The organism is Burkholderia sp. SCN-KJ (assembly GCF_024656005.1).
In the GTDB taxonomy this organism is placed as follows: Bacteria; Pseudomonadota; Gammaproteobacteria; order Burkholderiales; family Burkholderiaceae; genus Burkholderia.
Genome location: NZ_JANKOG010000028.1, coordinates 48,948 through 71,921, shown reverse-complemented (window position 1 = coordinate 71,921; position 22,974 = coordinate 48,948). Strand labels below are relative to the sequence as shown.

Here is a 22,974-nt window from a genome sequence, read left to right as displayed (position 1 = left end):
TCGGCAGTCGCCCGGTAGTCGCCCAGTAGTCGGACTCGCAGCGGCAGCCCGGCCCGATTCCTCATACCGCTCCCGCGCCGAAGTCGCCAGCGCCGCCCGTACCGGATAGACTGTCGCCCGATTCCATCCATCGGCCGCGGCGCTCGCCTTTCTGCCGCCGCCGGAACGCCCCCACGGAGAACGAATGCTGAAGCGCCGGTGGTTTTCGCTGTTGCTGGTGACGGTGTGCCTGATCGCGACGCGCGCGTCCGCCCAGGGCTCGCTCGAACTCGAAACCGACGGCACGCCGCGCGTCCTGACGCGCCAGGCGCTGCTCGCGCGCGCCGACGCGACGGACATCCACGTGCCGCGCGACATCGCGTACGGCCGGCCGATGACGTTCCGCGCGGTACCGTTCGCCGCCCTGCTCGGCGACACGCCGCTGCCGGCGGACGGCGTGCTCGAAACGCGCGCGGCCGACGGTTTCGCCGCGCAACTGCCGCTGGATCTCGCGCGCCGCCGTGCGCCGGCCGGCGCCGTCGCGTGGCTCGCGATCGAGGACCCCGCGCACCCGTGGCCGAAGCTGCCGGGCAAGCAGGTCGGCGCGGGGCCGTTCTATCTCGTGTGGCTCGGGCCGGACGCGTCGTCGGTGCGCGGCGAGCAGTGGCCGTATCAGATCGTGCGCATCACGATCGAATCGTCGCCGCTCGCGCGCTGGCCGTCGCTCGCCGTCGATCCGGCGTTGCCGGCGAACGATCCGGCCCGCGCGGGCCAGCGGCTGTTCGTCACGCAATGCCTTGCGTGCCACCGCGTCGACGGCGCGGGCAGCAGCCAGGCCGGCCCCGACCTGAACGCACCGATGAATCCGGTCGACTACTTCCAGCCGGCCGCGCTGCGCCGCTACATCCGCAACCCGGCAGCGGTGCGCGACTGGCCGGGCCGCGTGATGCCGGCGTTCCCGCCCGATCAGTTGAGCGACCGGGAACTCGACCAGATCGTCGCGTACCTCGCGTACATGGCGCGGCGCAAGGCCGGCAAGTAAGCCGCGCCCGTCAGGTGCGCGTCACGCGCCCGGTTCCTGCGCGCTTTGCAGCACTGCGCGCAGCAGCACGTCGGCGCCCGCCGCCGACCATTCCGGCGTGATCGCCTCGGCTTCGTTGTGGCTCAGCCCGTCGACGCACGGCACGAAGATCATGCCGGTCGGCGCGACGCGCGCGACGTAGCACGCGTCGTGACCCGCGCCGGACACGATGTCCATGTGCGACAGCCCGAGCGCCTGCGCCGCATCGCGCACCGCGTCGATGCAGCGCGGCGCGAACGGCACCGGCGGGTACGTGAAGATCTGCTCGATCTGCGCGCCGAGCCCGGCGTCGGCCGCCACGCGCGCCAGTTCCGCACGCAGCGCCGCGTCGAGTTCGTCGAGCACCGCATCGTCGGGATGGCGGAACTCGACCGTGAAGAAACAGCCGCCCGGCACCGTGTTGCGCGAATTCGGCCGCGCCTCGATCATCCCGACCGTCGCGCGCGCATGCGGCGCATGGCGGCGGCCGAGCGCATCGACGAATTCGATCATCCGCGCGGCGCCCACGAGCGTGTCGCGCCGGAATTCCATCGGCGTCGTGCCCGCGTGCGCGTCGACGCCCGTCAGCGTCACCTCGTACCAGCGCTGCCCCTGCCCGGCCGTCACGACGCCGATCGTCCTGCCCGCGCGTTCGAGAATCGCGCCCTGCTCGATATGCAGTTCGTACGCGGCATGCACCGGATAGCCGCCGACCGGCTCGGCGCCCGCATAGCCGATCCGCGCGAGTTCCTCGCCGATCGTCCTGCCCGCGCCGTCGGCACGCGACAGCCCGTATTCGAGCGAATAGACGCCCGAGAACACGCCGGCCGAGATCATCGCCGGCGCGAAGCGCGAACCTTCCTCGTTGGTCCAGATCACGACGTCGATCGGGCGCTCGGTCTCGATGCCCGCGTCGTTCAGCGCGCGCACGACCTCGAGGCCGCCGAGCACGCCATAGATGCCGTCGTAGCGGCCGCCCGTCGGCTGCGAATCGGCGTGCGAGCCGGTCATCACCGGCGCGGCGTCGGGATTGCGGCCCGCGCGACGCGCGAACACGTTGCCCATCCGGTCCACCCGCACCGTGCAGCCGGCATCGCGTGCCCACTGCACGAACAGGTCGCGCGACTCGCGGTCGAGGTCGGTCAGCGCGAGACGGCAGACACCGCCCTTCGGCGTCGCGCCGATCTGCGCCATGCGTTCGAGCGATGCCCACAGGCGCGCGCCGTCGACGCGCGGCGCGATCGCGAGATCGTCACGCATTGCCGGCCTCCGGGGTGTCGTCGCGCGGCGCCGCCTGCAGCGCATAGCGGAAATCGCAGCGCTTGCCGCCCTGCATGATCGTGCTCGTGCGCGTCAGCGCGATGCGCGGGTCGTAACCCTCGATGAAGTAGCTGTCGCGCGCGCAGCTCAGCAAGTGGCCGATCTCGCCGAGCCCCATCGCGTGATACATCTCCGCGTAGCTGCAGCGATGCACGTCGTAGTCGTAGTGCGTGTCGTCCGCGCGGCGCACCTCGACGTCGAGCGCATCGTCCTTCTCCCACAGCACCTGCAGCGCGATGAACGACTGCACGCTCGTGCCGTCGGGCTCCTGCGCGGCGAACGTGCGGCCCGCGTCGACGGCCGCGCCGCGCACGGCCTCCGCGATCACGGCCTGCGCGCGCTCGGTGCCGAATTCGCGCTTCATGATCTCGTAGATAGGCTTGATGATTTCCGCTTCGATGCGGCGCCGCGCGAGGATGCCGAGGCGCGTGTCCTCGGGTGCCGCCGCGGATGCGTGGGTGGTGTCGGTCATGGGGTTCGTCTCCGTCGTCATTTCGTTGCCGGGTGCGCGCCGCCGAGCACGTCGACGACGGTCCACTTGCCGCCGCGCACCTGGTAGATCGTGAATGCCGGGTCCTTCAGGTTGCCTTCGCCGTCGAACGCGACCCGGCCGGTCACGCCGGGCCGGTCGATCGCGCGCACGGCCGCGACCAGCTTCGCCGGCTGCGTCGTGCCGGCCTTTTGCGCGGCCGCGATCAGCGTGGCCGCCGCGTCGTACGCGAACGGCGCATGCAGTTCGATCGGCGCGTTGAAGCGGGCGCGGTACTGGGCGTCGAACGCCTTGCCGCCCGGCATCCGGTCGAGCGGCAGGCCCGGTTCGAGTGCCGTCACGCCGTCGCCGTCCTTGCCCGCGAGCGACAGGAAGGTCTGGCTCACGAAGCCGCCGGCGCCGAGCAGCGGCGCGTTCACGCCGAGCTGGCGCATCCGGCGCGCGATCGGCGCGGCTTGCGCGTCGAGCCCGCCGAAGAACACGAGATCCGCGCGCTTGCCCTTGACCGCGGTCAGCACGCCGCTGAAGTCGGTCGTCTTGTCGTTCACGTACTGGCGGTCGACGATCGTGCCGCCGTTCGCCTGCACGCCCTTGATGAACTGGTCGGCGAGGCCTGCACCGAACGACGTGCGATCGTCGATCACCGCGATGCGTTGCGCCTTCAGCGTCTTCACCGCGTAGGCGCCGGTGAAATTGCCGCCCGCATCGTCGTGACCCATGATACGGAACGCCGTCGCGTAGCCCTGCTGCGTGTATTGGTGGCCGGTGGACGCCGGCGCGATCTGCGCAATGCCCGCATCGCGGTAGACGCGCGACGCCGGCACGCTGCAACCCGTGTTCCAGTGGCCGACGACGCCAATCACGTGCTGGTCGACGAGCTGCTGCGCGACCGCGACGGCCGTGCGCGGGTCGGATTGATCGTCGGCCGCGACGAGCTTGTAGACGACCGGCTTGCCGCCGATGCTCGGATGTTTCGCGTTCGCGTCGTCGATCGCGAGTTGCGCGCCGTTTTGCAGATCCTTGCCGATCCGCGCCGACGGGCCGGTGAGCGGCGCGGCGAGACCGATCAGGATCGTCTGCGGCGCGGACTGCGCGAAGGCGGGAACGGCGGCGATCAGCGCGGCCGCGGAGAATGCGAAGCTGGCGGGAAGAAAGGCGATTTTCATGTGCGGGGCTCGGGGATTCGAATCAAAACATGAAAAATATTAAATATTTGGCACGCTCACCCCAAATATTCAATTGTTGGATGCTTATGCCATTCCCGACACAATAGCGCAATAGCCTGTAAATAAAGGATATTTTTACGTTGTCGCTTACCCTGATTTTTCGATAAAATTCGACACATGAAAAATATCGAACAATTGCCGCACGATCCGCCGTTACGCGCCGTCCGCGCGTTCGAGGCATTCGCGCGTCTCGGGTCGGTCACTGCGGCCGCGCACGAGCTCGACATCACGCCGTCCGCGGTCAGCCACCAGTTGCAGCTGCTCGAGGTGTTCATCCAGACGCCGCTGACCGTGCGCGAAGGCCGGCTGCTCGCGCTCACCGACGAGGGGCGCGACTACTACCGCTCGATCAGCGCCGCGTTCTCGGTGCTGCGCAGCGCGACGCGCTTCGTGCGCGACCGGTCGTCGCTGCGGCAGATCACGATCAGCCTGATTCCGCTGCTCGGCATCGGCTGGTTCATCCCGCGGCTGCATGCGTTCCTCGCCGAGAACACCGACGTCGACGTGACCGTGCTGTATGCGCATCACCGCAACTATCGAAGCGACGCGTCCGACCTGTCGATCCGCTTCGGCACCGGCGACTGGCCCGGCTACCGCTGCGAGCGGCTGCTGCCGGGCGCGATGGTGCCGATGTGCAGCCCGTCGTTCCTGAAGCGCCACGGGCCGTTCCGCACGCCGGCCGATCTCGCGCAGGCGCCGCTCGTGCACGACGAGGATCGCAGCACCTGGGTCAACTGGCTGCAGGGCGCCGGCGTGCGGCACGTGTCGCATGCGGTGGGGCCGATGTTCGAGGACGGGCAACTGACGCTGAGCGCGGCGCGCGCGGATCTCGGCGCGGCGCTGCTGCGCGCGCCGCTGGTCGAGCGCGAACTGGCCAGCGGCGAACTCGTGAAGCTGTTCGACCACGCGCTCGACGACGGGCGCGACTACTACCTGTGCACGCGCGAGGATGCGGACATGCCGGACGGGGCGAGACGGCTCGCCGACTGGCTGAGGAAGATCGCCGCCTGAGCCCCCGCTCCGCCGCCTGCCGGCGGAACGGCGCGCTTGCCGGGCAAGCCGGTGACTTGCGGACGTCCGCACGTGTATATATGATATGCATATCATATATCGGAGGTTGCGATGAGCCGTATCCTGATCGATCTGTCGAATGGCCAGCTCGACGAACTGGCCGCCATCGTCGAGACTGAGCAACGCCCTCGCGCCGCGATCATTCGCGATGCGATCGACGCGTATATCGCGCAACACAAGCGCGCGCATGCCGATCACGTATTCGGCCTGTGGAAGGATCGCGCGGTCGACGGGCTCACCTATCAGGAGGCACTGCGTTCGGAATGGTAAAAGCACACATCGACACTCAAAGCGCGGCCAGGTATGCGGGCCGCGCGCTTCCGGCCGACGCCTGCCTCGTGCAGGTGCAGCAACGGCCGCCCCATGCCCCCACCGTATTCGGCCTGTGGAAGGATCGCGCGGTCGACGGGCTCACCTGGCAGGAGGCACTGCGTTCGGAATGGTAAGAGCCCTCTTCGATACCAACATCCTGATCGACTATCTCGGCGGCGCGGAGTCCGCGCGCGCGGAACTGGCCCGCTACGACTACCGGGCGATCAGCATGGTGACCTGGATGGAAGTCATGGTCGGCGCGACGGCCGGCGACGATGCGGCAATTCGCGCATGGCTTTCGTCGTTCGACATCATCCCGCTCGACAGCATGGTGGCGAACCGTGCCGTAACGATTCGCAAGGAACGTCGCATTCGTCTGCCCGATGCGATCGTCTGGGCATCGGCGCAAGTGAACGGCCTGTTGCTCGTATCGCGCAACACGAAGGATTTTCCCGTCACCGAACCGGGCGTCCGCGCGCCGTATCAGATCTAGCGCGAGCGGCGTCCGTCATGCGTGGCGGACAGCCGCGCGTCCCGCCGTCGCCGCGCGTCACACCGGCCGCCCCCATCCGCGCTCGGCCGCATAGGCGACCGTCGCGCGCGCCAGCTCGTTCGTGCTGTCGACCAATGCAAACGGCGTATCGCGCACCGCCCGCGCGGCGATCGGGATTTCCGTGCAGCCCATCACCGCGACGCCCACGTCCCGTCGCGCCAGCATCGCGAGCGCGCGCGACAGGCACCGCACCGACGCATCGATCTTCCCCGCCTTGACCGCCGCGATGCACGCGGCGATGTCGCGCTGCGCGGCCACGTCCGGCATCACGGGCTCGAAGCCGCGCGCACGCAGCGCCGCCTGGTAGAAGCCCGACACCAGCGTGCCGCCTGTGGCGAGCACGGCGACGCGCCGCACGCCGGCCGGCAACGCGGCCACCGACGCATCGACGATATGCAGGATCGGCGCCGCGCTGCGTTCGCGCAGCGGCGCATACCAGTGATGCGCCGAATTGCACGGGATCGCGATCACGTCGACACCGCAGCGGTTCAGCAGCGCGACGCCCTCGAGCAGCGCCGGCAGCGGATCGGGCCCGCCGTCGATGATCGCGCGCGAACGATCGGGCGTCTGCGTCAGGTTCGCGACGACCATCGGCAGGTGCTCCTGGTCGCAGCGCGCACGCGTCAGGCGCATCACGCGATGCATGAAGTCGACCGTGGCCAGCGGCCCCATTCCGCCCAGTACGCCGACGAGTGCCATGACGTCTCCTTCACGCGCGCGGCGGCCGCGCGCAGATCGCGGATACGACGGCCGAGTTGCCGATCACCAGCAACAGCGTCCGCAACATCTCGCAGAACGGATCGACCGCCACGAACAGCACGAACGCGGCCTCGAACGGCAGGTGCAGCGCCGCGCACACCATGCCGGTGAGCGACACCGTCACGACGCCCGACGTGCCCGTCGACGCGAACCCGGCCAGCACCGACGCGACCAGCACGACGCACAGCTCGCCGGGGCCGAGCGACCGCTCGTAGAGTTGCGCGACGAACAGCGTCGCACTCGCGTAATAGACCATCGGCCCGACGCGCAGCAGCGACACGGCGAGTGGCACGACCAGCTCGACACGCGCGCGGGCGAAGCCGAAGCCGTCGGCCAGGCACTCGATCATGCTCGGCATGCAGGCCACGCTGCTGCGCGTGGCGAGTGCCATCGCGAACGGCGTGCGCAAGCCGGCGAGCGTCCCGGCCAGCGTCGCGCCCGAGCGCTTCCAGATCACGGCGATCGCCGCCGCGATCAGCACGAGCGCGACGACGGCGAACGCGGCGACGAAGCGGACCATCGCCTCGAGCGGCCCGAACCCCGACGTGCCGATCTGCGCGGCGCCGCCGCAGAACAGCACGATCGGCGTCGGGTACGCGAGCCAGTGCATGATCTTCTGGCACGTGCAATAGACGGTCTCCAGCGTCTGGCTCAGCGCCGCCGAGATGCTGGCCGGCACGCGCCCCGACGCGAACCCGAAGAACAGCGAGAACACCAGCGCCTTCAGCGTGTCGCCGCTCGCGAGCGCCGCGAAGAAGTTGCCGGGCACCAGCGCGATCAGCATGTCGGCGAGGCCCGACGACTTCTCCGCGGGATCGCTGCCGTAGAGCGTCATCACGGTATCGCTCGCCGCGCCGTCGCTGCCGACCAGCGCGCCGAACGCCTTCAGCGTCGCGGTCGACAGGTGCTCGCCCGGCCGCATCGCGACCAGCACGACCGCGCCGACCGCGACGACGAACACCGACACGCAGCTGAAGATCGTGATCACGCGCAGCACGAGATCCGACGCGTTGCCGTCGCGCAGCAGCCGCTGCAGGCTGAAGATCACCGCGGCCGTCATGAACGGCAGCGCCGTCATCTTGAGCAGGCCGACGTACACCTGGCCCACGTAGTCGAATTGCGGCGCGGCCGCCGGCCACAATACGCCCGCCACGATGCCGAGCGCGAGGCTGCCGAAGACCGTCAACGGATGGATCGCGAGCGCATGCAGCCGCTCGATGCGCGGTGCGATCCTGATGTTCTCGTTCATGTTCATGTCAGCGACCCATCGCATCGAGCAGGGATTTCACGTCGAGCCGCTTGTTGCGCTCGGCCAGGAACTGGTTGACGAACGCAAGCAGCGTCGGCATGGACACCGGCACGCCGACGGCAAGCGCGTCGGTGAGGTCGTCGAAGGTCGCGACGCGCAGCCGGATCGGCGCGGTCGGGTCGTCCTGCATCACGCGCTTGATCGCGAGCTCGTCGCGATACACGGCCGTGACCGCGCCGGCGTTCAGCGCGTCGAGCGTCGCCGGCCAGCTCGGATAGGTGCGCACCCGCGCGGCCGGGAAATCGTTGCGCGCGTATTCGGCGTAGGCCGACCCCGCGACGACGCCGATCGTGCCGCGATAGTCGCGCACGACTTCGGGCAGCGGCCGCCCTTTCGCGAGTTCGGCGAAGCCGACGCGGTTGATCAGCAGCGCGCGCCGCAGGCTGATGTACGGCGTGCTGAAGCGCACCACCTGCGCCCGCGGCAGCGTGCGCGACAGCTTGCTGATCGCGACGTCGGCCTGCCCGGTCGCGAGCAGATGAACGACGTCGTCGAACGTGCGCGCATCGCGGTCGAACTGCACCGGCACGCCGAGCTTCCTGGCGAGTTCGTCGGCGAGGTCGATGTCGACGCCCGCCAATGCGCCGTTGCGCGACATGAAGAACGGCGGCTGATCTACGCCGAGCACCGCGACGACGAGCGTGCCGCGCGTGACGATGCGGGCAAACTCCGGCGCGAGCAGCCGGCCGTCGGGCATCTGCACGAGCCCGGTCGCCGTGGTGGCGGGCGCCGCCGGCACGGCCGGCGCGGCGGCATCGAGGGCCAGCGCCGGCGCGGCGCACGACACGGTCACGAGTACGCAGGCCGCGCCGCGCAAGGGCCGATGCAGGCATCGCCGCTCGGGGACGAACTCGCGGAACCAGGCAAGCAGCGCGCGCGCGGCGCGTCCGGAAAAGAGGTTCATGGCGGCAGTGGGACGGGGAGTATCGAACGACCGCGCGGCCGTTCGTGCAGAACGGGCGCCGGACCCTTGCGCGAGGTGCGGCACCCTCTCCCGGCGCCGCGCCCTCCCGCACGCCCAATGTGTCAGAAGCGCCGGCCGGCCGAAATCCGCCGGAAGGCCCGGCCCGAATGGCACGGGCCGCCCGGACGAGCCGCCGCGACGGGGCCGGATGCGGATAGAAATTCCCGATGCCGCGGATTGAAACAAGCAATTTCACAAACCAGGGGTGAACCCGGATACTGGCAACACTTCATCAACACCCAAGCAAAGGAACTCGCAAGATGCCGATCATCAACACCCAAATCAAACCGTTCAAGGCAACCGCATACCACAACGGCGATTTCGTGCCCGTGACCGAAGAGAACTTCAAGGGCAAGTGGTCCGTCGTCGTGTTCTACCCGGCCGACTTCACGTTCGTCTGCCCGACCGAGCTGGGCGACCTCGCCGACCGCTACGCGGAATTCCAGAAGCTGGGTGTCGAAATCTACGGCGTGTCGACCGACACGCACTTCACGCACAAGGCATGGCACGACACGTCGGACACGATCGGCAAGATCAAGTACCCGATGATCGGCGACCCGACGCTCACGCTGTCGCGCAACTTCGACGTGCTGATCGAGGAAGAAGGGATGGCGCTGCGCGGCACGTTCGTGATCAACCCGGAAGGCGAGATCAAGCTGTGCGAAATCCACGACAACGGCATCGGCCGCGACGCAGGCGAACTGCTGCGCAAGGTGCAGGCTGCGCAATACATCGCGGCACACCCGGGTGAAGTGTGCCCGGCCAAGTGGACGCCGGGTGCGGAAACGCTGACCCCGTCGCTCGACCTGATCGGCAAGATCTAAGGGTCGCCCGGCGCGCCTCGCTCGAGGCGCCCAACGAGCACCCAGCCGGCCGCCTTCCGCGGCCCGCACCCTCCTCCGGCACGACGTGCCCGAGCAGCCAAATCAATACGGAATCCGAAACGCCATGCTCGACGCCAATCTCAAGAACCAACTGAAAGCGTACCTCGAAAAGATCACGCGCCCGATCGAACTCGTCGCGTCGCTCGACGACAGCGCGAAATCGCAGGAACTGCTTGCGCTGCTGAACGAGATTGCGTCGCTGACGTCGCGCGTGACCGTGACCGAACGCCGCGACGATGTCGAGCGCAAGCCGTCGTTCTCGATCGGCGAACCCGGCAAGCCGGCCGGCATCCGCTTCGCCGGCATCCCGATGGGCCATGAATTCACGTCGCTCGTGCTCGCGCTGCTGCAGACGGGCGGCCATCCGGTCAAGCTCGACGACGACGTGATCGAACAGATCCGCGCGCTCGACGGCGACTACGCGTTCGAGACGTATTTCTCGCTGTCGTGCCAGAACTGCCCGGAAGTCGTGCAGGCGCTGAACGTGATGTCGCTGATCAACCCGCGCATCCGCCACGTCGCGATCGACGGCGCGCTGTTCCAGAACGAAGTCGACGCGCGCCAGATCATGGCCGTGCCCACGATGTTCCTGAACGGCGAATCGTTCGGCCAGGGCCGCAGCAGCGTGAAGGAAATCCTCGCGAAGCTCGACACGGGCGCCGGCGAGCGCGCCGCGAAGTCGCTCGAGAACAAGCCGGTGTTCGACACGCTGATCGTCGGCGGCGGCCCGGCCGGTGCGGCCGCGGCAATCTACTCGGCGCGCAAGGGCATCGCGACGGGCGTCGTCGCCGAGCGTTTCGGCGGCCAGGTGCTCGACACGATGGCGATCGAGAACTTCGTGTCGGTCCAGGAAACCGAAGGGCCGAAGTTCGCCGCGGCGCTCGAGCAGCACGTGAAGCAGTACGACGTCGACATCATGGACGTGCAGCGCGCCGACGCGCTGATTCCGGGCGACGTGCATCAGATCCGCCTGGCGAACGGCGCGGTGCTGAAGGCGAAGACGATCGTCCTCGCGACCGGCGCGCGCTGGCGCGAAATCAACGTGCCGGGCGAGCGCGAATACCGCAACCGCGGTGTCGCGTACTGCCCGCACTGCGACGGCCCGCTGTTCAAGGGCAAGCGCGTCGCGGTGGTCGGCGGCGGCAACTCGGGCGTCGAGGCCGCGATCGACCTGGCAGGCATCGTGAAAGCCGTCACGCTGATCGAATTCGGTGCGCAACTGCGCGCGGACGAAGTGCTGCAGCGCAAGCTGCGCAGCCTGCCGAACGTGACGATCGTCACGCAGGCGCAGACGACCGAGCTGACCGGCGACGGCAGCAAGCTGAACGGGCTCGTCTACAAGGATCGGCGTTCGGGCGAAACGAAGCGCGTCGATCTCGAAGGCGTGTTCGTGCAGATCGGCCTCGTGCCGAACACCGAATGGCTGAAGGGCACGGTCGAACTGTCGAAGCACGGCGAGATCGTCGTCGATGCGCGCGGTGCGACGTCGGTGCCGGGCGTGTTTGCCGCCGGCGACGTGACGACGGTGCCGTTCAAGCAGATCGTGATCGCGGTGGGCGAAGGCGCGAAGGCATCGCTCGGCGCGTTCGATCACCTGATCCGGCAGGACACGACGCCGGCTACGGCCGACGCGCCGCAGGCCGAAGAAGCGATCGCCGCGTAACGCGCGACGCACCGCACAGGTTCGTCTCTCTTGGCCCCGCATGCCCTGGTCGGCGTGCGGGGCCCTTTTTCATCCGGTGCGGAGCAGCACGGCGCGCGCGCTGCGGCGCCCTGCTCACTGGGTCGCGCCGGGCCCGGCGTTCGCCGGTGCGGGCGCCTTGATATTGCTCGACTGCCTGACCAGCTGGTCGGTCATCGCGGCAGCGACCGCATTCGCCCCCGCCGACGTGTGCTGCCGATCGCCGCTCGGCGTCGCCACGTATTGCGGCGCCGGCAACGACGGATCCAGCTTCGCCGATTCACGCACGAGCGCAGCGGTTTCCGGGGTTTCGGATTTCATGGCGGACGGTGCTGCCGCGTGTCGCTCGAGCCCGTCGCGTTTGCGCGCCGCGTGCTGCGGAGGCTGATACGCCGCCTGCTGGCTCGGCCGGGTTGCCTGCGCGGCCTGGGCCGGCGGCGCAGATTGTGCAGATTGCGCCGGCTGGGCCGATTGCGCTGCTTGTACCGGCGCTGGTACCGGTTGTGCCGGCTTGGCCTTCGGCGGGGTCGCATCCTCCGGCTCGATCGTCACGACGTGGACGGTCGGTGGCGGCGCACTCGGTTTCGCCGGTGGCGCCGGTTTCGCCGGTGCGGCGATGACCGGCGCGACGGCGGCGGATGCCGGTGCCGCATGCGTACGCGCAGCGGCCGCGGCGGGCGGCGCTACGGCCGCGGGTTGCGGCACGGCCGCGTCCACATGTGCGGACGGGACGGCGACGGGCGCGGGCGGCGCGATCGTGCCTTGTGCGGTGTGGCCGTCGTTCGCCGCGGTCACGGCGGCGGCAGGTGCTGCGGAATCGCCGATCCCGGCTTCCGCGATCGCGCGGTGGTCCGCACGCAGGAGCATCACGTAGCCGGTGCCTGCCGCGGCAACCAGCAAACCGCCGGCGATCATCAATGTCTTACGGGTACGAGTCATGCTTGCTCACCGATCCAAATCGACGTGAACAAGCCATGATACGCGTGCGTTCGCGCATGATCCCGCACGAATACAATTCGTTGCATTGACGTCGACCCCAAGAGCGCGGAGGCCGTACGATGCTGCGCGCCCTATCGTCTGACGGTTCGGCACCGTCTGCCTTCCGCCTTCAGATGCAGAAAATCGCGACCGCGATCCCGCCGAACAGCGCCCACTTGACGACGTAGTACACGGTGCGATTCCACGCCTTCAGCCGCTTGCCGGCGCGGCGAATCGCATACAGGTACTTGAATGCGTGATTGAGCCCGCCCGTGCGGTCGCCCGTTTCGTTCGGCGACGCGGCCGCGCGCATCAGCAGTTGCCCGAACGCATCGTTGATGCGCTGCGCCCAACGATATTTCATCGGGCGGTCGATGTCGCAGAACAGGATCACGCGATCGTGCGCGGTGCGATTCTCGGCCCAGTGCAGATAGGTCTCGTCGAACATCACGGCCTCGCCGTCGCGCCACGCATACGACTCGCCGTCCACGACGATCCGGCACGCGTCGTCGTTCGGCGTGTCGAGCCCGAGGTGGTAGCGCAGCGAGCCCGCATACGGATCGCGATGCAGGCCGAGCTTGCCGCCCGGCGGCAACTGCGCGAACATCGCGGCCTTGATCGACGGAATCCGCGACAGAATCTCGACCGTGCGCGGACACAGCGCCTGCGCGGACGGATGCGGCGCGTCGTACCACTTCAGATAGAAGCGCTTCCAGCCGTTGCGAAAGAACGAATTGAAGCCGATGTCGTTGTACTCGCCCGACGCCTTGATCCGGCTGGCATCGCGCAACGCGAGCGCCTCCTCGCGGAAGGTCCGCCATTCGCGCTGCAGCACGGCGAGTTCCGGAAAGTGCCGCGTGTCGAGAAACGGCGTGGTCGGCACCGACGAGAACGCGTAGGAAAAGCAGTTCAGCGGCGCGGTGAAGGTCGAGTGATCGGATAGTTGCCTGAACAACCTGTGCCGAACCTTGCCGCGCCGGTGCGTATGGACGACACACGCAATGAACACGATCAACAGGACCCAGCGCATCGATATTTCCCCCGTAAGTTGTTTTACGGAATTCTAGGTACGGGGAAAATTTCCTGCGCTGAAGCGCAGGCGGTGCGAGGTGCATCGGCAAGACGCGCAGAGGTTGCCGATCGAATCGTGCCGGCACGCCGAAAAGCCCGTGCCGACGGGCTTTTCGACGCAACCGGAATGCGCGCGCGGCGTGCTGCCGACCCGCGCGCATGCGGCGATTATTCCGGAAACGGTAACTCAGTTTGTCCGTCAGCGCGCATACCGAACGTGTTGAGCGTCATCGCCACGAGCGCGTAATAGCCGAGCAGCGCGACGAGGTTCACCACGGTCTCGTGGCCGAATCGCGCCTGCGCGCGCGCGAACGTCGCGTCGCTCACGCGCCGCGTGTCGTACAGCTCGGTCGCGAACGCATGGATCAGCGCATCGTCGTCCGATTCGAATGCCGGCTCGACGCCACGGCGGATCGCTTCGGCCGTCGCGGCCGGCACGCCGGCATCGAGCGCGATCGGTTGGTGGATGTGCCACTCGGCCTGCGAGCGCCAGCGCGCGGCCGTCACGAGAATCGCGAGTTCCGACAGCCGCAGCGGCAAACCCGTGCGATAGCGGCAGAACGCGCCGAGCCGCTGCGCGTGCTGCGCAAGCTCGGGGCTCGCGATCCAGCCGAGGAACGGCCCGTTCAGGTTGCCGCGCGGGCCGCTGAGAATGTCCGCGAGCACGGCCTTCTGCTCGTCGGTGGCCGATGCGGGATCGAAGGGAGGCAGTCTGTCTGTCATGGCGAGGGTTCGGTGAGGTCGTGATTCACGCGCCGGCCGACGCGAGCGCCGCGTCGATCGCGCCGGACAGCCGCTCGACGATCGTGTCGATCTGCTGCGCAGTGCAGACGAACGGCGGTGCGACCAGGATGTGATCGCCGTGCACGCCGTCGATCGTGCCGCCCATCGGATACACCATCAGGCCGCGCTGCATCGCCTCGCGCTTGACCGCAGCATGCAGCTTCAGCGCGGGATCGAACGTCGCCTTGCTGTCGCGATCGCGCACGAGCTCGACGCCGACGAACAGCCCGCGGCCGCGCACGTCGCCGACATGCGGATGCGCACCGTACTGCTCGCGCAGCGACGCCCGCAGTTGCTCGCCGCGCGCCTTCACGTTGTCGAGCAGCTTCTCTTCGGCGATCACGCGCTGCACTTCGAGCGCGGCCGCACAGGCGGTTGCGTGGCCGAGATACGTGTGGCCGTGCTGGAAGAAGCCCGAGCCGTCGACGATCGTCCGGTAGATGCGATCGCTCACCAGTGTCGCGCCGATCGGCTGGTAACCCGCGCCGAGCCCTTTCGCGATCGTCAGCAGGTCGGGCGCGACTCCGTCTTCGTCGCATGCGAACAGGTAACCGGTACGCCCCATCCCCGACATGATTTCATCGAGAATCAGCAGCACGCCGTACTTGTCGCACACCGCGCGGATCTTCTTCAGGTAGGTACGCACCGGCGGCACCGCGCCGGCCGTCGCGCCGACCACCGTCTCCGCGACGAACGCCGCGACGTTTTCCGCGCCGAGTTCGACGATCTTCTGCTCCAGTTCGTCAGCCAGGCGCTGCGCATACGCTTCGTCGGTTTCTCCCGCCTGCTGGTCGCGATACGCATAACACGGGCTCACGTGGTGCGCTTCGATCAGCAGCGGCAGGAACGGCTCGCGCCGCCATGCGTTGCCGCCGATCGCGAGTGCGCCGAGCGTGTTGCCGTGATAGCTCTGGCGGCGTGCGATGAAATGGCGGCGTTGCGGCTCGCCCTTTTCGACGAAATACTGGCGCGCAAGCTTCAATGCGGCTTCGACCGCCTCCGATCCGCCCGACACGAAATACACGTGTTCGAGGCCGGCCGGCGCGGCCTCGACGAGCCGGTCGGCCAGCTCCTCGGCCACCTCGGTCGTGAAGAACGACGTATGCGCATACGGCAGTTGCTGCGCCTGCCGCTTGATCGCATCGATCACGCGCTGGTTGCTGTGCCCGAGACACGACACGGCCGCGCCACCGCATGCGTCGATATAGCGTTTGCCGGTCGAATCGATGATCTCGATGCCGTCGCCTGCGACGGCGACGGGCAAGGTGGCGCGCGGAGCGCGATGGAAAACGGTCGTCATGCGTTGCCTCATGGTCAGGACGCGCAGGGCGCGTGCGCGGACGGCACGATGCGCGTCGCGAAGCGCTGCGTGCCGTGTTGATGAACGGTGAAGTCGATCGCGGTGTCGCGAATCGCGAACACGGCGGTCGCCAGCGTGTTTTCGTCGTCGGGATCGGCCGGATCGTCGCGATAGATCGGCAGCCCTTCCGGTGCGCGATCGCCGAGCACACGCAGCAGCGCAGCTTCGTCGATCGCATCGATGGCCGGCGTCAGCGCATCGACGCGCCGCTGGCGATCGCCGGACGATTGCGTGACGATCTGCGCTTCGGCCTCGCAGCCCGAATGCACGAGATGATTCGCGTGGCCGGTGAGTTGCGAAACGTCGACGACCGAACAGCGCGCGACGCTCGCCTCGATGCTCAAGAGCCGCGTATCGCCGGTCGCGCCGAGCGTGTGGTGAAAGCCGCTCGCGCGCGCATGGGTGCGCAGCACGTCGGCGGCTGCGTCGAGCGACGTCGCATCGAGCACCGCACGCGCGAGGATCATCCGCGGCACGCCGGCCGCGGGCGTGCGGATGCGCAGGTTGTTGATCGCCTGCGCGATGCCCGCGCGGTTCGCGGCGAACGTATGTCCGGGCAGCGAGCCCGGGTAATAGAAGCTGATGAAGCCCGGCTTGCCCTGCGGCTGCACGTCGACCAGCAGGCAACGCTCGCGCAGGTACGGATCGCCGTCCTCGTTGTGCGCGATCCAGCGCGTGCCGTGCGCGTCGCGCCCGGCGAGCGTCGTGCAGCCGTCCGGCGCGTTGTGGATCAGTTCGCCGCGGCAGTTCCACAGGAAGATGTCCTCCGCCGGCCAGCCGACGCCCGCCGCGATCCCGTCCAGTTCCGCGACGAGGTCGGGGTGCGCGGCCAGCGCGGCCTGCCGCAGCGCGGCGACGAACGGATGGCCGCGCCAGCGGCGCACGGCCTGCCATGCGCTGCTCTGCTGCATGTACGCATCGAACACGGGGCGGGCAAGCTCGCCGAGACGCACGCCGATGTCGAACGGTGTGCCGGCGATGACGGGGGAAAGGGAAAGCGGCATGTCGGGCAATTCGGTTTCGTTCAGGACACGTGTTTCAGGAATTCCTTCAGGCGCGGTGTCGGCGGCCGGTCGATCAGGTCGACCGGATGGCCGTCCTCGGCGATGCCGCCCTGATCCATGAACAGGAGTCGCGTGCCGACCCGCTTCGCGAAGCCGATCTCGTGCGTGACGACGATCATCGTCATCCCTTCGGTTGCGAGATCCTGCATCACTTTCAGCACTTCGTGGCGCAATTCCGGATCGAGCGCCGACGTCGGCTCGTCGAACAGCATCAGCCGCGGCCGGATCGCGAGCGCACGCGCGATCGCGACACGCTGCTGCTGGCCGCCCGACAGCTCCGACGGGTAATGATTCGCGCGCGATTCGAGGCCCACCTTGTCGAGCAGCGCCATCGCCTGGTCGCGCGCGTCGGCGCGCGACGCACCGCGCACCTGGATCGGCCCGAACATCACGTTCTCGAGCGCGGTCATTTGCGGAAACAGGTTGAACTGCTGGAACACCATGCCGGCCTCGAGCCGGATGTTGCGAATCGTCGACGCGTTGCCGCGCACGCTCTGGCCGTCGACCAGCAGCTCGCCGCCGGTGATTTTCTCGAGCGCGTTGATACAGCGCAACATCGTCGACTTGCCCGAGCCCGACGGACCGATCACGACCACGACTTCGCCCGCGTCGATCTTCAGGTCGATATGCTTGAGCACCGGCACATGGCCGAAGCTCTTCGACACGTTCTGGAATTCGATCATGCTCATAGGATCCTCATGCGCTTTTCGACGAGCCGCAGCGTCAGCGTCATCGCGCCGGTCAGCATCAGGTAGATGATGGCCACCGCGGTCCAGATTTCGACGGCCTGGAAATTGCCGGCAATGATTTCCTGCCCCTTGCGCGTCAGTTCGCCGACGCCGATCACGATGAACAGCGACGTGTCCTTCAGGCTCACGATGCACTGGTTGCCGAGCGGCGGAATCAGCCGCCGGAACGCGAGCGGCCCGACCACCTTCAGCAGCACGCGCGGCATCGACAGGCCCATCGCGAGCCCCGCTTCCGTCAGCCCCTTCGGGATCGACAGCAGCGCGCCGCGCACCACTTCCGCGAGATACGCGCCGGAATTCACCGTGATCGCGATGATCGCGGCCGTCAGGCCGTCGATGCGGATATGCGCGAGCAGCGGCAGCGCGAAGTACAGGAACATCACCTGCACGACGATCGGCGTGCCGCGGATCAGTTCAATATAAACCTGTGCGAGCACGTTCATCGCCTTCGGTCCGTATGCGCGGAACATGCCCGCGATCATCCCGACGACGAACCCGCCCACCAGCCCGAAAAATGCGATGAACACCGTCAACCGGACCCCGTCCATCAGGTCCGGCAACGCCGCCCAGATCGCCGACCAATCGAAATTCACGTGTCGCTCCCCGTTCGATTCAAGACCGGCGCGGCCGCCCGGCCGCGCCCTGTTGCGCCGTCACGCTCACAGCTTCGGCGGCTCGGCGCCGAACCACTTCTTGTAGATCTGCGCGTAGCGGCCATCGGACTTGATCTTCACGAGCGACGCGTTGACCTTCGGCACGAGCGGGCTGCCCTTCGGGAAGCCGATCCCGTACTTGTCTCCGCTCACCGGCTGGCCCGCGACCTTCACCTTGCCCTTGCCTTCGTTGTTCACGAAGAACAGCACGTTCGGCGTGTCGTGCATCGCCGCGTCGACGCGGCCGGCCTCGAGCGCGAGGTACGCCTGGTCGATGTTCGGGAACTGGCGGATCTCCTTCGGCTTCAGGTGCGCCTTGATCCAGTCGATCGTCGCGGTGCCCGTCTTCGCGGCGATCACCTTGCCGTTCAGGTCGTCGATCGACTTGATCGACGTGTTGTCGGCCTGCACCATCGCCGCGAGCCCGCTGTCGTAGTACGGCGCGGAGAAGTCGATCGCCTTCTTGCGCTCTTCCTTGATGGTCATCCCCGACAGCGCGACGTCGATGTTCTGCGTCTGCAGCGCCGGGATGAGACCCGCGAAATCCATCGGCTGGATCGTGTATTTCCAGCCCTGGTCCTTCGCGATCTCCGCCCACAGGTCGAGATCGAAGCCGACGTACTTGTCGCCCTGCTTGAACTCGAACGGCATGAACGACGTATCGGTCCCGACGACGAGCGTCTTGGTATCCGCGTGCGCGATGCTGGCGCCGAGCGCGGCGACCACCGCGACGGCTTTCAGGAAGGAACGGCGACTCATGGCATTTCTCCGCATGGTTGAGCGATGTAACCGGCCGGCTGGCCGGGGAACGACGACATCAAGCCGCACCGCAACATGCGATGTTGAATTAGACATTAGTGCAACAAGTGTTGTCAACACGGATACTACGACAACAAAAAAACGCGCAACAGGTAATTGCATCGAGACAAACCCGCGCGGGACGGGCGGGATTGGTCGGAGGAAAAGGCGGGGGAATGACGGCGGGAGCGCGCAGCGCGGCCTAGACTCGGGGATGAGGCGGGCGAGCGGTATTTGCCGGCAACCGCCGCCGCTCAACGAACGGAATAAACTTCGAGCGGCCACGCCGCCCGGCACGACTTCAACGCGACATCCGTTACGCCGCCACCCCGCTCGCCTGATGCGAAACCAGCCGCGCATACGCACCCTGCCGCGCGATCAGCGCCGCATGCGTTCCCGCCTCGATGATCCTGCCGTGCTCGAGCACGAGGATCGTGTCCGCGTTGCGGACGGTCGACAGCCGGTGCGCGATGATGATCGAGGTCCGCTGCGCCATCAGGTCCTCCAGCGCCGCGCGGATCTGCTGCTCGCTGATCGTGTCGAGGTGCGACGTCGCTTCGTCGAGGATCAGCACCGGCGCATCCTTCAGGAACGCACGGGCGATCGCGACGCGCTGGCGCTGTCCGCCGGACAGCTGCACGCCGCGCTCGCCGACCCGCGTCGCGAGCCCGTCGGGCAGCCGCGCGACGAATGCGCCCAGCGCCGCGTGGTCGATCGCGCGCCGGACGTCCTCGTCCGATGCATCGTGCGCCGCGAGCCGGATGTTCGCTTCGAGCGTGTCGTTGAACAGATAGGTATCCTGCGCAACCAGCGCGATGTGCCGGCGCAGATCGTCGAGCCGCAGATCGCGCAGGTCGACGCCGCCGAGCGTCACGCGCCCGTGCTGCGGATCCCAGAAGCGCAGCAGCAGGCTCGCGACGGTCGACTTGCCGGCGCCCGATGCGCCCACCAGCGCGACCGTGCTGCCGGGCGGCACCTCGAAACTCACGCGATCGATCGCCGGCACGCCGCGGCCCGGGTACGTGAAGCCCGCGTCCTCGAACCGCACGGTCGCGTCGCCGGACAGCGCATGCGCGCCGTCGACGACCGTCACCGGCTCCTTCTCGAGCGCGCGCAAGCGCCGCGTCGATGCAATCGTGTCGGCCAGCTGCCGCGCGACCTGGCCGATCTCGGCCACCGGCATGAAGGCGGCCACCGCGACCAGCACCAGCAGCGGCAACGCTTCGTGCGCGAACCAGCCGCGCGCGCACAGCAGCGCGCCGAGTGCCGCGACGGCCAGCCCGCCGAGCCCGCTCGCGACTTCGAGCGCGGCGCTCTGCGCCGACAGATCGTCGAGCAGCTTCGCGCGCTGCTGCCGGTACGCGTCGGCTTGCGCGACGAACGCGGCACGCCGGCGCGCGAGTGCCTGGAACGCGGTCAGTTCCGCGAGCCCCTGGATCGTTTCGGTCAGGTGCGCGCCGAGCAGGCCGAGCGCCTCGCGTGCGCCGGTACCGAGCCGGTCGACGTCGCGCCGCGCCAGCACGGGCGCCAGCCCGGCCCACAGCAGGAACGGCAGCAACACCAGCGCGAGCGGCCATGCGACCGACGCGAGCAACACCAGCACGCCGGCCGGCACCAGCACCGCGACGAACGCCGGCGCGAGCGTATGCGCGTAGAAGTATTCGACGGTCTCGACGTCCTGCGTCGCGAGCGCGACCAGGTCGCCTGAGCGGCGCCGCAGCAAACCGGCCGGCGCGAGCCGTTCGAGCGTCGCGAACAGCGCGATGCGCATCTCGGCGAGCAGCCGGTACGCGATGTCGTGCGCGAGCCACGATTCGAGCCAGTGCAGCACCGCCGCGACCGGCGCGACGACCAGCAGCGCCGCGACGAGCGCGCCGTTCGCGTGTCCGTCCGACACGCCGCCGACCACCCGCGCACCGATCACGCCGACGCCGATGAACGCGAGCACGCGGCCGATCCCGAACAGCACGGTCAACAGGACCTTGCCCTTCCACGGACCGACGAAGCGCAGCAGCGCGCGCAACGTTTCGGGCCAGCCGATCGTCGCCGCGTCGTCGTTCAGCGGCCTGACCTGCGGGCCCGATGCGGCATGCGCGCCCGCGCCGCCGGTCATCGCGGCCGTGCCGACGGCTTCGGCGGCGGCCTCCAGTTGAGGCCCCATCAGCTGGCGATACGGGCCGTCGCGCGCGATCAGTTCCGCGTGCGTGCCCGCGTCGACCACCCGCCCCTGGTCGAGCACCAGGATGCGATCGGCGCCGATCACGCTGGACAGCCGGTGCGCGAGCACGAGCGTCGTACGCCCGCGCGTGAGCCGGTCGAGCGCCTGCTGGATCAGCGCTTCGTTCTCCGCATCGACCGACGACAGCGCCTCGTCGAGCAGCAGGATCGGCGCATCGCGCAACAGTGCGCGCGCGATCGCGATCCGCTGGCGCTGGCCGCCCGACAGCATCAGCCCGCGTTCGCCGATGCGCGTCGCATAGCCGTCGGGCAGCGCCGAGATGAAATCGTGCGCATTGGCGGCTCGCGCGGCCGCGATCATGTCCGCGTCGCTCGCATCAGGCCGGCCGAGCCGCAGGTTGTCGGCGACGCTGCCGTCGAACAGCGTCGCGTCCTGCGCGACCACCGCGATCATCTCGCGCACCTGATCGGCGTCGAGCGTACGCACGTCGTGCCCGCCGATGCGGATCGTGCCGCCCTGCGCATCGTGCTGGCGCAGCAGCAGGCGCACGATGGTCGACTTGCCCGCGCCGCTCGGGCCGACGATCGCGACCGTCTCGCCTTCGCGCACCGTGAAGCCCAGCGCCGCATGCGCATCCGCGCGACGCCCCGGATACGCGAAGCTGACGCCGTCGAACACGATCTCCGGCCGCAGGTGCGGCACGCGCGGCGCCGCGGCGGCCGGCGTGTCGCTGCCCGCATCGAGCAGCGCGTGAATCGCGTTCGCCGCCGACTGGCCGATCATCCCCTGGTGCAGCACGCCGCGCAGGTCGCGCAGCGGCCGGAAGATTTCGCTGCCGGCCATCAGCACGATCAGCAGCGCCTCGAGGCTCATGTCGCCGTGGCGCACGCGCCATGCGCCGACCGCGATCGCCGCCGCCGCGCCGAGGCCGGTGCCGAGATCGGTGAAGAGCCGCGTCAGCAGCCCGAGCGCGAGCACCCAGAACGTGCTGTCGCACAATGCGCGCGCCTTCGCCGCCAGCTTCGCGCCGAACGCGCCGCTCTGCCCGAACGCCTTCAGCGTCGGCAGGCCCTGCACCGCGTCGAGAAACTCCTCGCCGAACGCCTTGAACGCGGCCGAGCGGGCGAGCGCCGCGCGCCGGTCGGCGCGATGCACGAGTTGCGGCAGCGCGAGCGTGACGAGCGCCGCGACCAGCAGGATCGCGGCCGTCGGCACGTCCCACCATGCGAGCACCGCGAAGATCATCACCGGCGCGCACGCGGCGATCACGAGTTGCGGCAGGTAGACGCCGAAGAAGGTCTGCAGCTGTTCGACGCCGTCGACGACAGCCAGCATCACGCCGCCCGTGCGCTCGCCGCTGAACCATGCGGGGCCGAGCGTCGCGATCCGGTCGAATAGCCGCGCGCGCAGCGTGGACTGCACACGCCCGGCCGTCTGCTGCGCGAGCACCGTGCGGCGATGGTCGAGCCATGCGCGCAGCAGCACGCAGGCCGCGGTTGCAACGACGGTTTCGGCGATATCGCGCGCCGGCGCGCCGGCAAAGACAAGCGCGAGCACACGGCCGAGAAACACGAACCGCAGGATGCCGACACCCATCGCGAGCAGCCCGAGCGCGACCGCGGCGGCGACCCGCCAGCGCAATCCCGCCATCATCGCCCATAGTCGTCGGTCGAAATACATGAAGCCCTCCGGTCGGTTTTTTCGTTCGATTCGATTGACCGGACCAAGGCT

The 22,974-nt window shown here is 68.5% G+C and carries 22 protein-coding genes; 7 read left to right on the top strand and 15 right to left on the bottom strand.

The annotated features are described in order from the left end of the window. The first annotated feature begins 184 nt into the window (after window positions 1-184). On the top strand, window positions 185-1,021 hold the full coding sequence (locus tag NQV17_RS32185) for a cytochrome c (RefSeq protein ID WP_257775358.1): 837 nt from the start codon (window positions 185-187) through the stop codon (window positions 1,019-1,021). 21 nt (window positions 1,022-1,042) lie between these two features. Here NQV17_RS32185 and NQV17_RS32180 read toward each other — a convergent pair whose 3' ends face one another. The 3 genes from NQV17_RS32180 to NQV17_RS32170 are packed head-to-tail and all read right to left on the bottom strand — an operon-like array spanning window position 1,043 to window position 4,015. Continuing rightward, window positions 1,043-2,299: a Zn-dependent hydrolase gene (locus NQV17_RS32180; RefSeq protein ID WP_257775357.1), complete on the bottom strand. Its 1,257-nt coding sequence runs from the start codon at window positions 2,297-2,299 to the stop codon at window positions 1,043-1,045. After that, window positions 2,292-2,831: an L-2-amino-thiazoline-4-carboxylic acid hydrolase gene (locus NQV17_RS32175; RefSeq protein WP_044843961.1), complete on the bottom strand. Its 540-nt coding sequence runs from the start codon at window positions 2,829-2,831 to the stop codon at window positions 2,292-2,294. Before NQV17_RS32175 ends, NQV17_RS32180 begins: the two co-directional genes overlap by 8 nt. A 17-nt stretch (window positions 2,832-2,848) precedes the next feature. After that, window positions 2,849-4,015: a branched-chain amino acid ABC transporter substrate-binding protein gene (locus NQV17_RS32170; protein ID WP_044843960.1), complete on the bottom strand. Its 1,167-nt coding sequence runs from the start codon at window positions 4,013-4,015 to the stop codon at window positions 2,849-2,851. 177 nt (window positions 4,016-4,192) lie between these two features. On the opposite strand from NQV17_RS32170, the gene NQV17_RS32165 reads away from it, so the two are divergent. The 4 genes from NQV17_RS32165 (at window position 4,193) to NQV17_RS32150 (ending at window position 5,951) form a co-directional block, all read left to right on the top strand. Next, the gene (locus NQV17_RS32165; RefSeq protein WP_257775356.1) at window positions 4,193-5,086 is read left to right on the top strand and encodes a LysR substrate-binding domain-containing protein; all 894 of its coding nucleotides are present in this window, start codon (window positions 4,193-4,195) and stop codon (window positions 5,084-5,086) included. A gap of 111 nt (window positions 5,087-5,197) precedes the next feature. After that, a complete protein-coding gene (locus tag NQV17_RS32160) occupies window positions 5,198-5,416 on the top strand; it encodes a ribbon-helix-helix protein, CopG family (protein WP_044843958.1) in 219 nt (72 codons plus the stop codon). Further along, a complete protein-coding gene (locus tag NQV17_RS32155) occupies window positions 5,410-5,592 on the top strand; it encodes a hypothetical protein (protein WP_257775355.1) in 183 nt (60 codons plus the stop codon). The genes NQV17_RS32160 and NQV17_RS32155 overlap by 7 nt, the downstream gene beginning before the upstream one ends. Further along, on the top strand, window positions 5,586-5,951 hold the full coding sequence (locus NQV17_RS32150; RefSeq protein ID WP_257775354.1) for a type II toxin-antitoxin system VapC family toxin: 366 nt from the start codon (window positions 5,586-5,588) through the stop codon (window positions 5,949-5,951). Before NQV17_RS32155 ends, NQV17_RS32150 begins: the two co-directional genes overlap by 7 nt. Before the next feature lie 57 nt (window positions 5,952-6,008). Here the strand turns inward: NQV17_RS32150 and NQV17_RS32145 are convergent, their stop codons facing one another. The 3 genes from NQV17_RS32145 to NQV17_RS32135 are packed head-to-tail and all read right to left on the bottom strand — an operon-like array spanning window position 6,009 to window position 8,983. Then, window positions 6,009-6,710: an aspartate/glutamate racemase family protein gene (locus NQV17_RS32145; RefSeq protein ID WP_257775353.1), complete on the bottom strand. Its 702-nt coding sequence runs from the start codon at window positions 6,708-6,710 to the stop codon at window positions 6,009-6,011. A gap of 10 nt (window positions 6,711-6,720) precedes the next feature. Continuing rightward, window positions 6,721-8,025, bottom strand: coding sequence for a dicarboxylate/amino acid:cation symporter (locus NQV17_RS32140; protein ID WP_257775352.1), 1,305 nt, complete (start codon window positions 8,023-8,025; stop codon window positions 6,721-6,723). Window position 8,026: 1 nt separating this feature from the next. Beyond that, entirely contained in the window at window positions 8,027-8,983 is a 957-nt protein-coding gene (locus NQV17_RS32135) for an ABC transporter substrate-binding protein (RefSeq protein WP_257775351.1), read from the bottom strand. A 320-nt stretch (window positions 8,984-9,303) separates the two neighbouring features. Between NQV17_RS32135 and ahpC the strand changes: the two genes are divergently transcribed. Both ahpC and ahpF read left to right on the top strand, forming a co-directional pair. Next, window positions 9,304-9,867 (top strand): alkyl hydroperoxide reductase subunit C, encoded by a 564-nt coding sequence (gene ahpC / locus NQV17_RS32130; protein ID WP_006750178.1) that lies wholly within the window; start codon window positions 9,304-9,306, stop codon window positions 9,865-9,867. 124 nt (window positions 9,868-9,991) lie between these two features. Further along, entirely contained in the window at window positions 9,992-11,590 is a 1,599-nt protein-coding gene (ahpF, locus tag NQV17_RS32125) for an alkyl hydroperoxide reductase subunit F (protein ID WP_257775350.1), read from the top strand. Between the two features lie 114 nt (window positions 11,591-11,704). Here ahpF and NQV17_RS32120 read toward each other — a convergent pair whose 3' ends face one another. From NQV17_RS32120 to NQV17_RS32080, 9 genes are all read right to left on the bottom strand, one after another. Further along, the gene (locus NQV17_RS32120; protein ID WP_257775349.1) at window positions 11,705-12,547 is read right to left on the bottom strand and encodes an extensin; all 843 of its coding nucleotides are present in this window, start codon (window positions 12,545-12,547) and stop codon (window positions 11,705-11,707) included. 169 nt (window positions 12,548-12,716) lie between these two features. Next, window positions 12,717-13,616 (bottom strand): lipid A hydroxylase LpxO, encoded by a 900-nt coding sequence (gene lpxO / locus NQV17_RS32115; protein ID WP_124667695.1) that lies wholly within the window; start codon window positions 13,614-13,616, stop codon window positions 12,717-12,719. Window positions 13,617-13,825: 209 nt separating this feature from the next. Beyond that, window positions 13,826-14,380, bottom strand: a complete 555-nt coding sequence (locus NQV17_RS32110; RefSeq protein ID WP_257775348.1) for a carboxymuconolactone decarboxylase family protein — start codon at window positions 14,378-14,380, stop codon at window positions 13,826-13,828. 25 nt (window positions 14,381-14,405) lie between these two features. Continuing rightward, on the bottom strand, window positions 14,406-15,740 hold the full coding sequence (locus NQV17_RS32105) for an aspartate aminotransferase family protein (protein WP_044844010.1): 1,335 nt from the start codon (window positions 15,738-15,740) through the stop codon (window positions 14,406-14,408). 14 nt (window positions 15,741-15,754) lie between these two features. Next, window positions 15,755-16,804, bottom strand: a complete 1,050-nt coding sequence (locus tag NQV17_RS32100) for a C45 family peptidase (RefSeq protein WP_257775347.1) — start codon at window positions 16,802-16,804, stop codon at window positions 15,755-15,757. A gap of 20 nt (window positions 16,805-16,824) precedes the next feature. After that, a complete protein-coding gene (gene glnQ / locus NQV17_RS32095) occupies window positions 16,825-17,553 on the bottom strand; it encodes a glutamine ABC transporter ATP-binding protein GlnQ (RefSeq protein WP_014899691.1) in 729 nt (242 codons plus the stop codon). Next, window positions 17,550-18,206, bottom strand: coding sequence for a glutamine ABC transporter permease GlnP (gene glnP, locus NQV17_RS32090; RefSeq protein WP_044843947.1), 657 nt, complete (start codon window positions 18,204-18,206; stop codon window positions 17,550-17,552). The genes glnQ and glnP overlap by 4 nt, the downstream gene beginning before the upstream one ends. Window positions 18,207-18,272: 66 nt before the next feature. Further along, window positions 18,273-19,025 (bottom strand): glutamine ABC transporter substrate-binding protein GlnH, encoded by a 753-nt coding sequence (gene glnH / locus NQV17_RS32085; protein ID WP_044843946.1) that lies wholly within the window; start codon window positions 19,023-19,025, stop codon window positions 18,273-18,275. A 355-nt stretch (window positions 19,026-19,380) separates the two neighbouring features. Continuing rightward, window positions 19,381-22,923, bottom strand: a complete 3,543-nt coding sequence (locus NQV17_RS32080) for an ABC transporter ATP-binding protein (RefSeq protein WP_257775345.1) — start codon at window positions 22,921-22,923, stop codon at window positions 19,381-19,383. Between the last annotated feature and the right edge of the window lie 51 nt (window positions 22,924-22,974).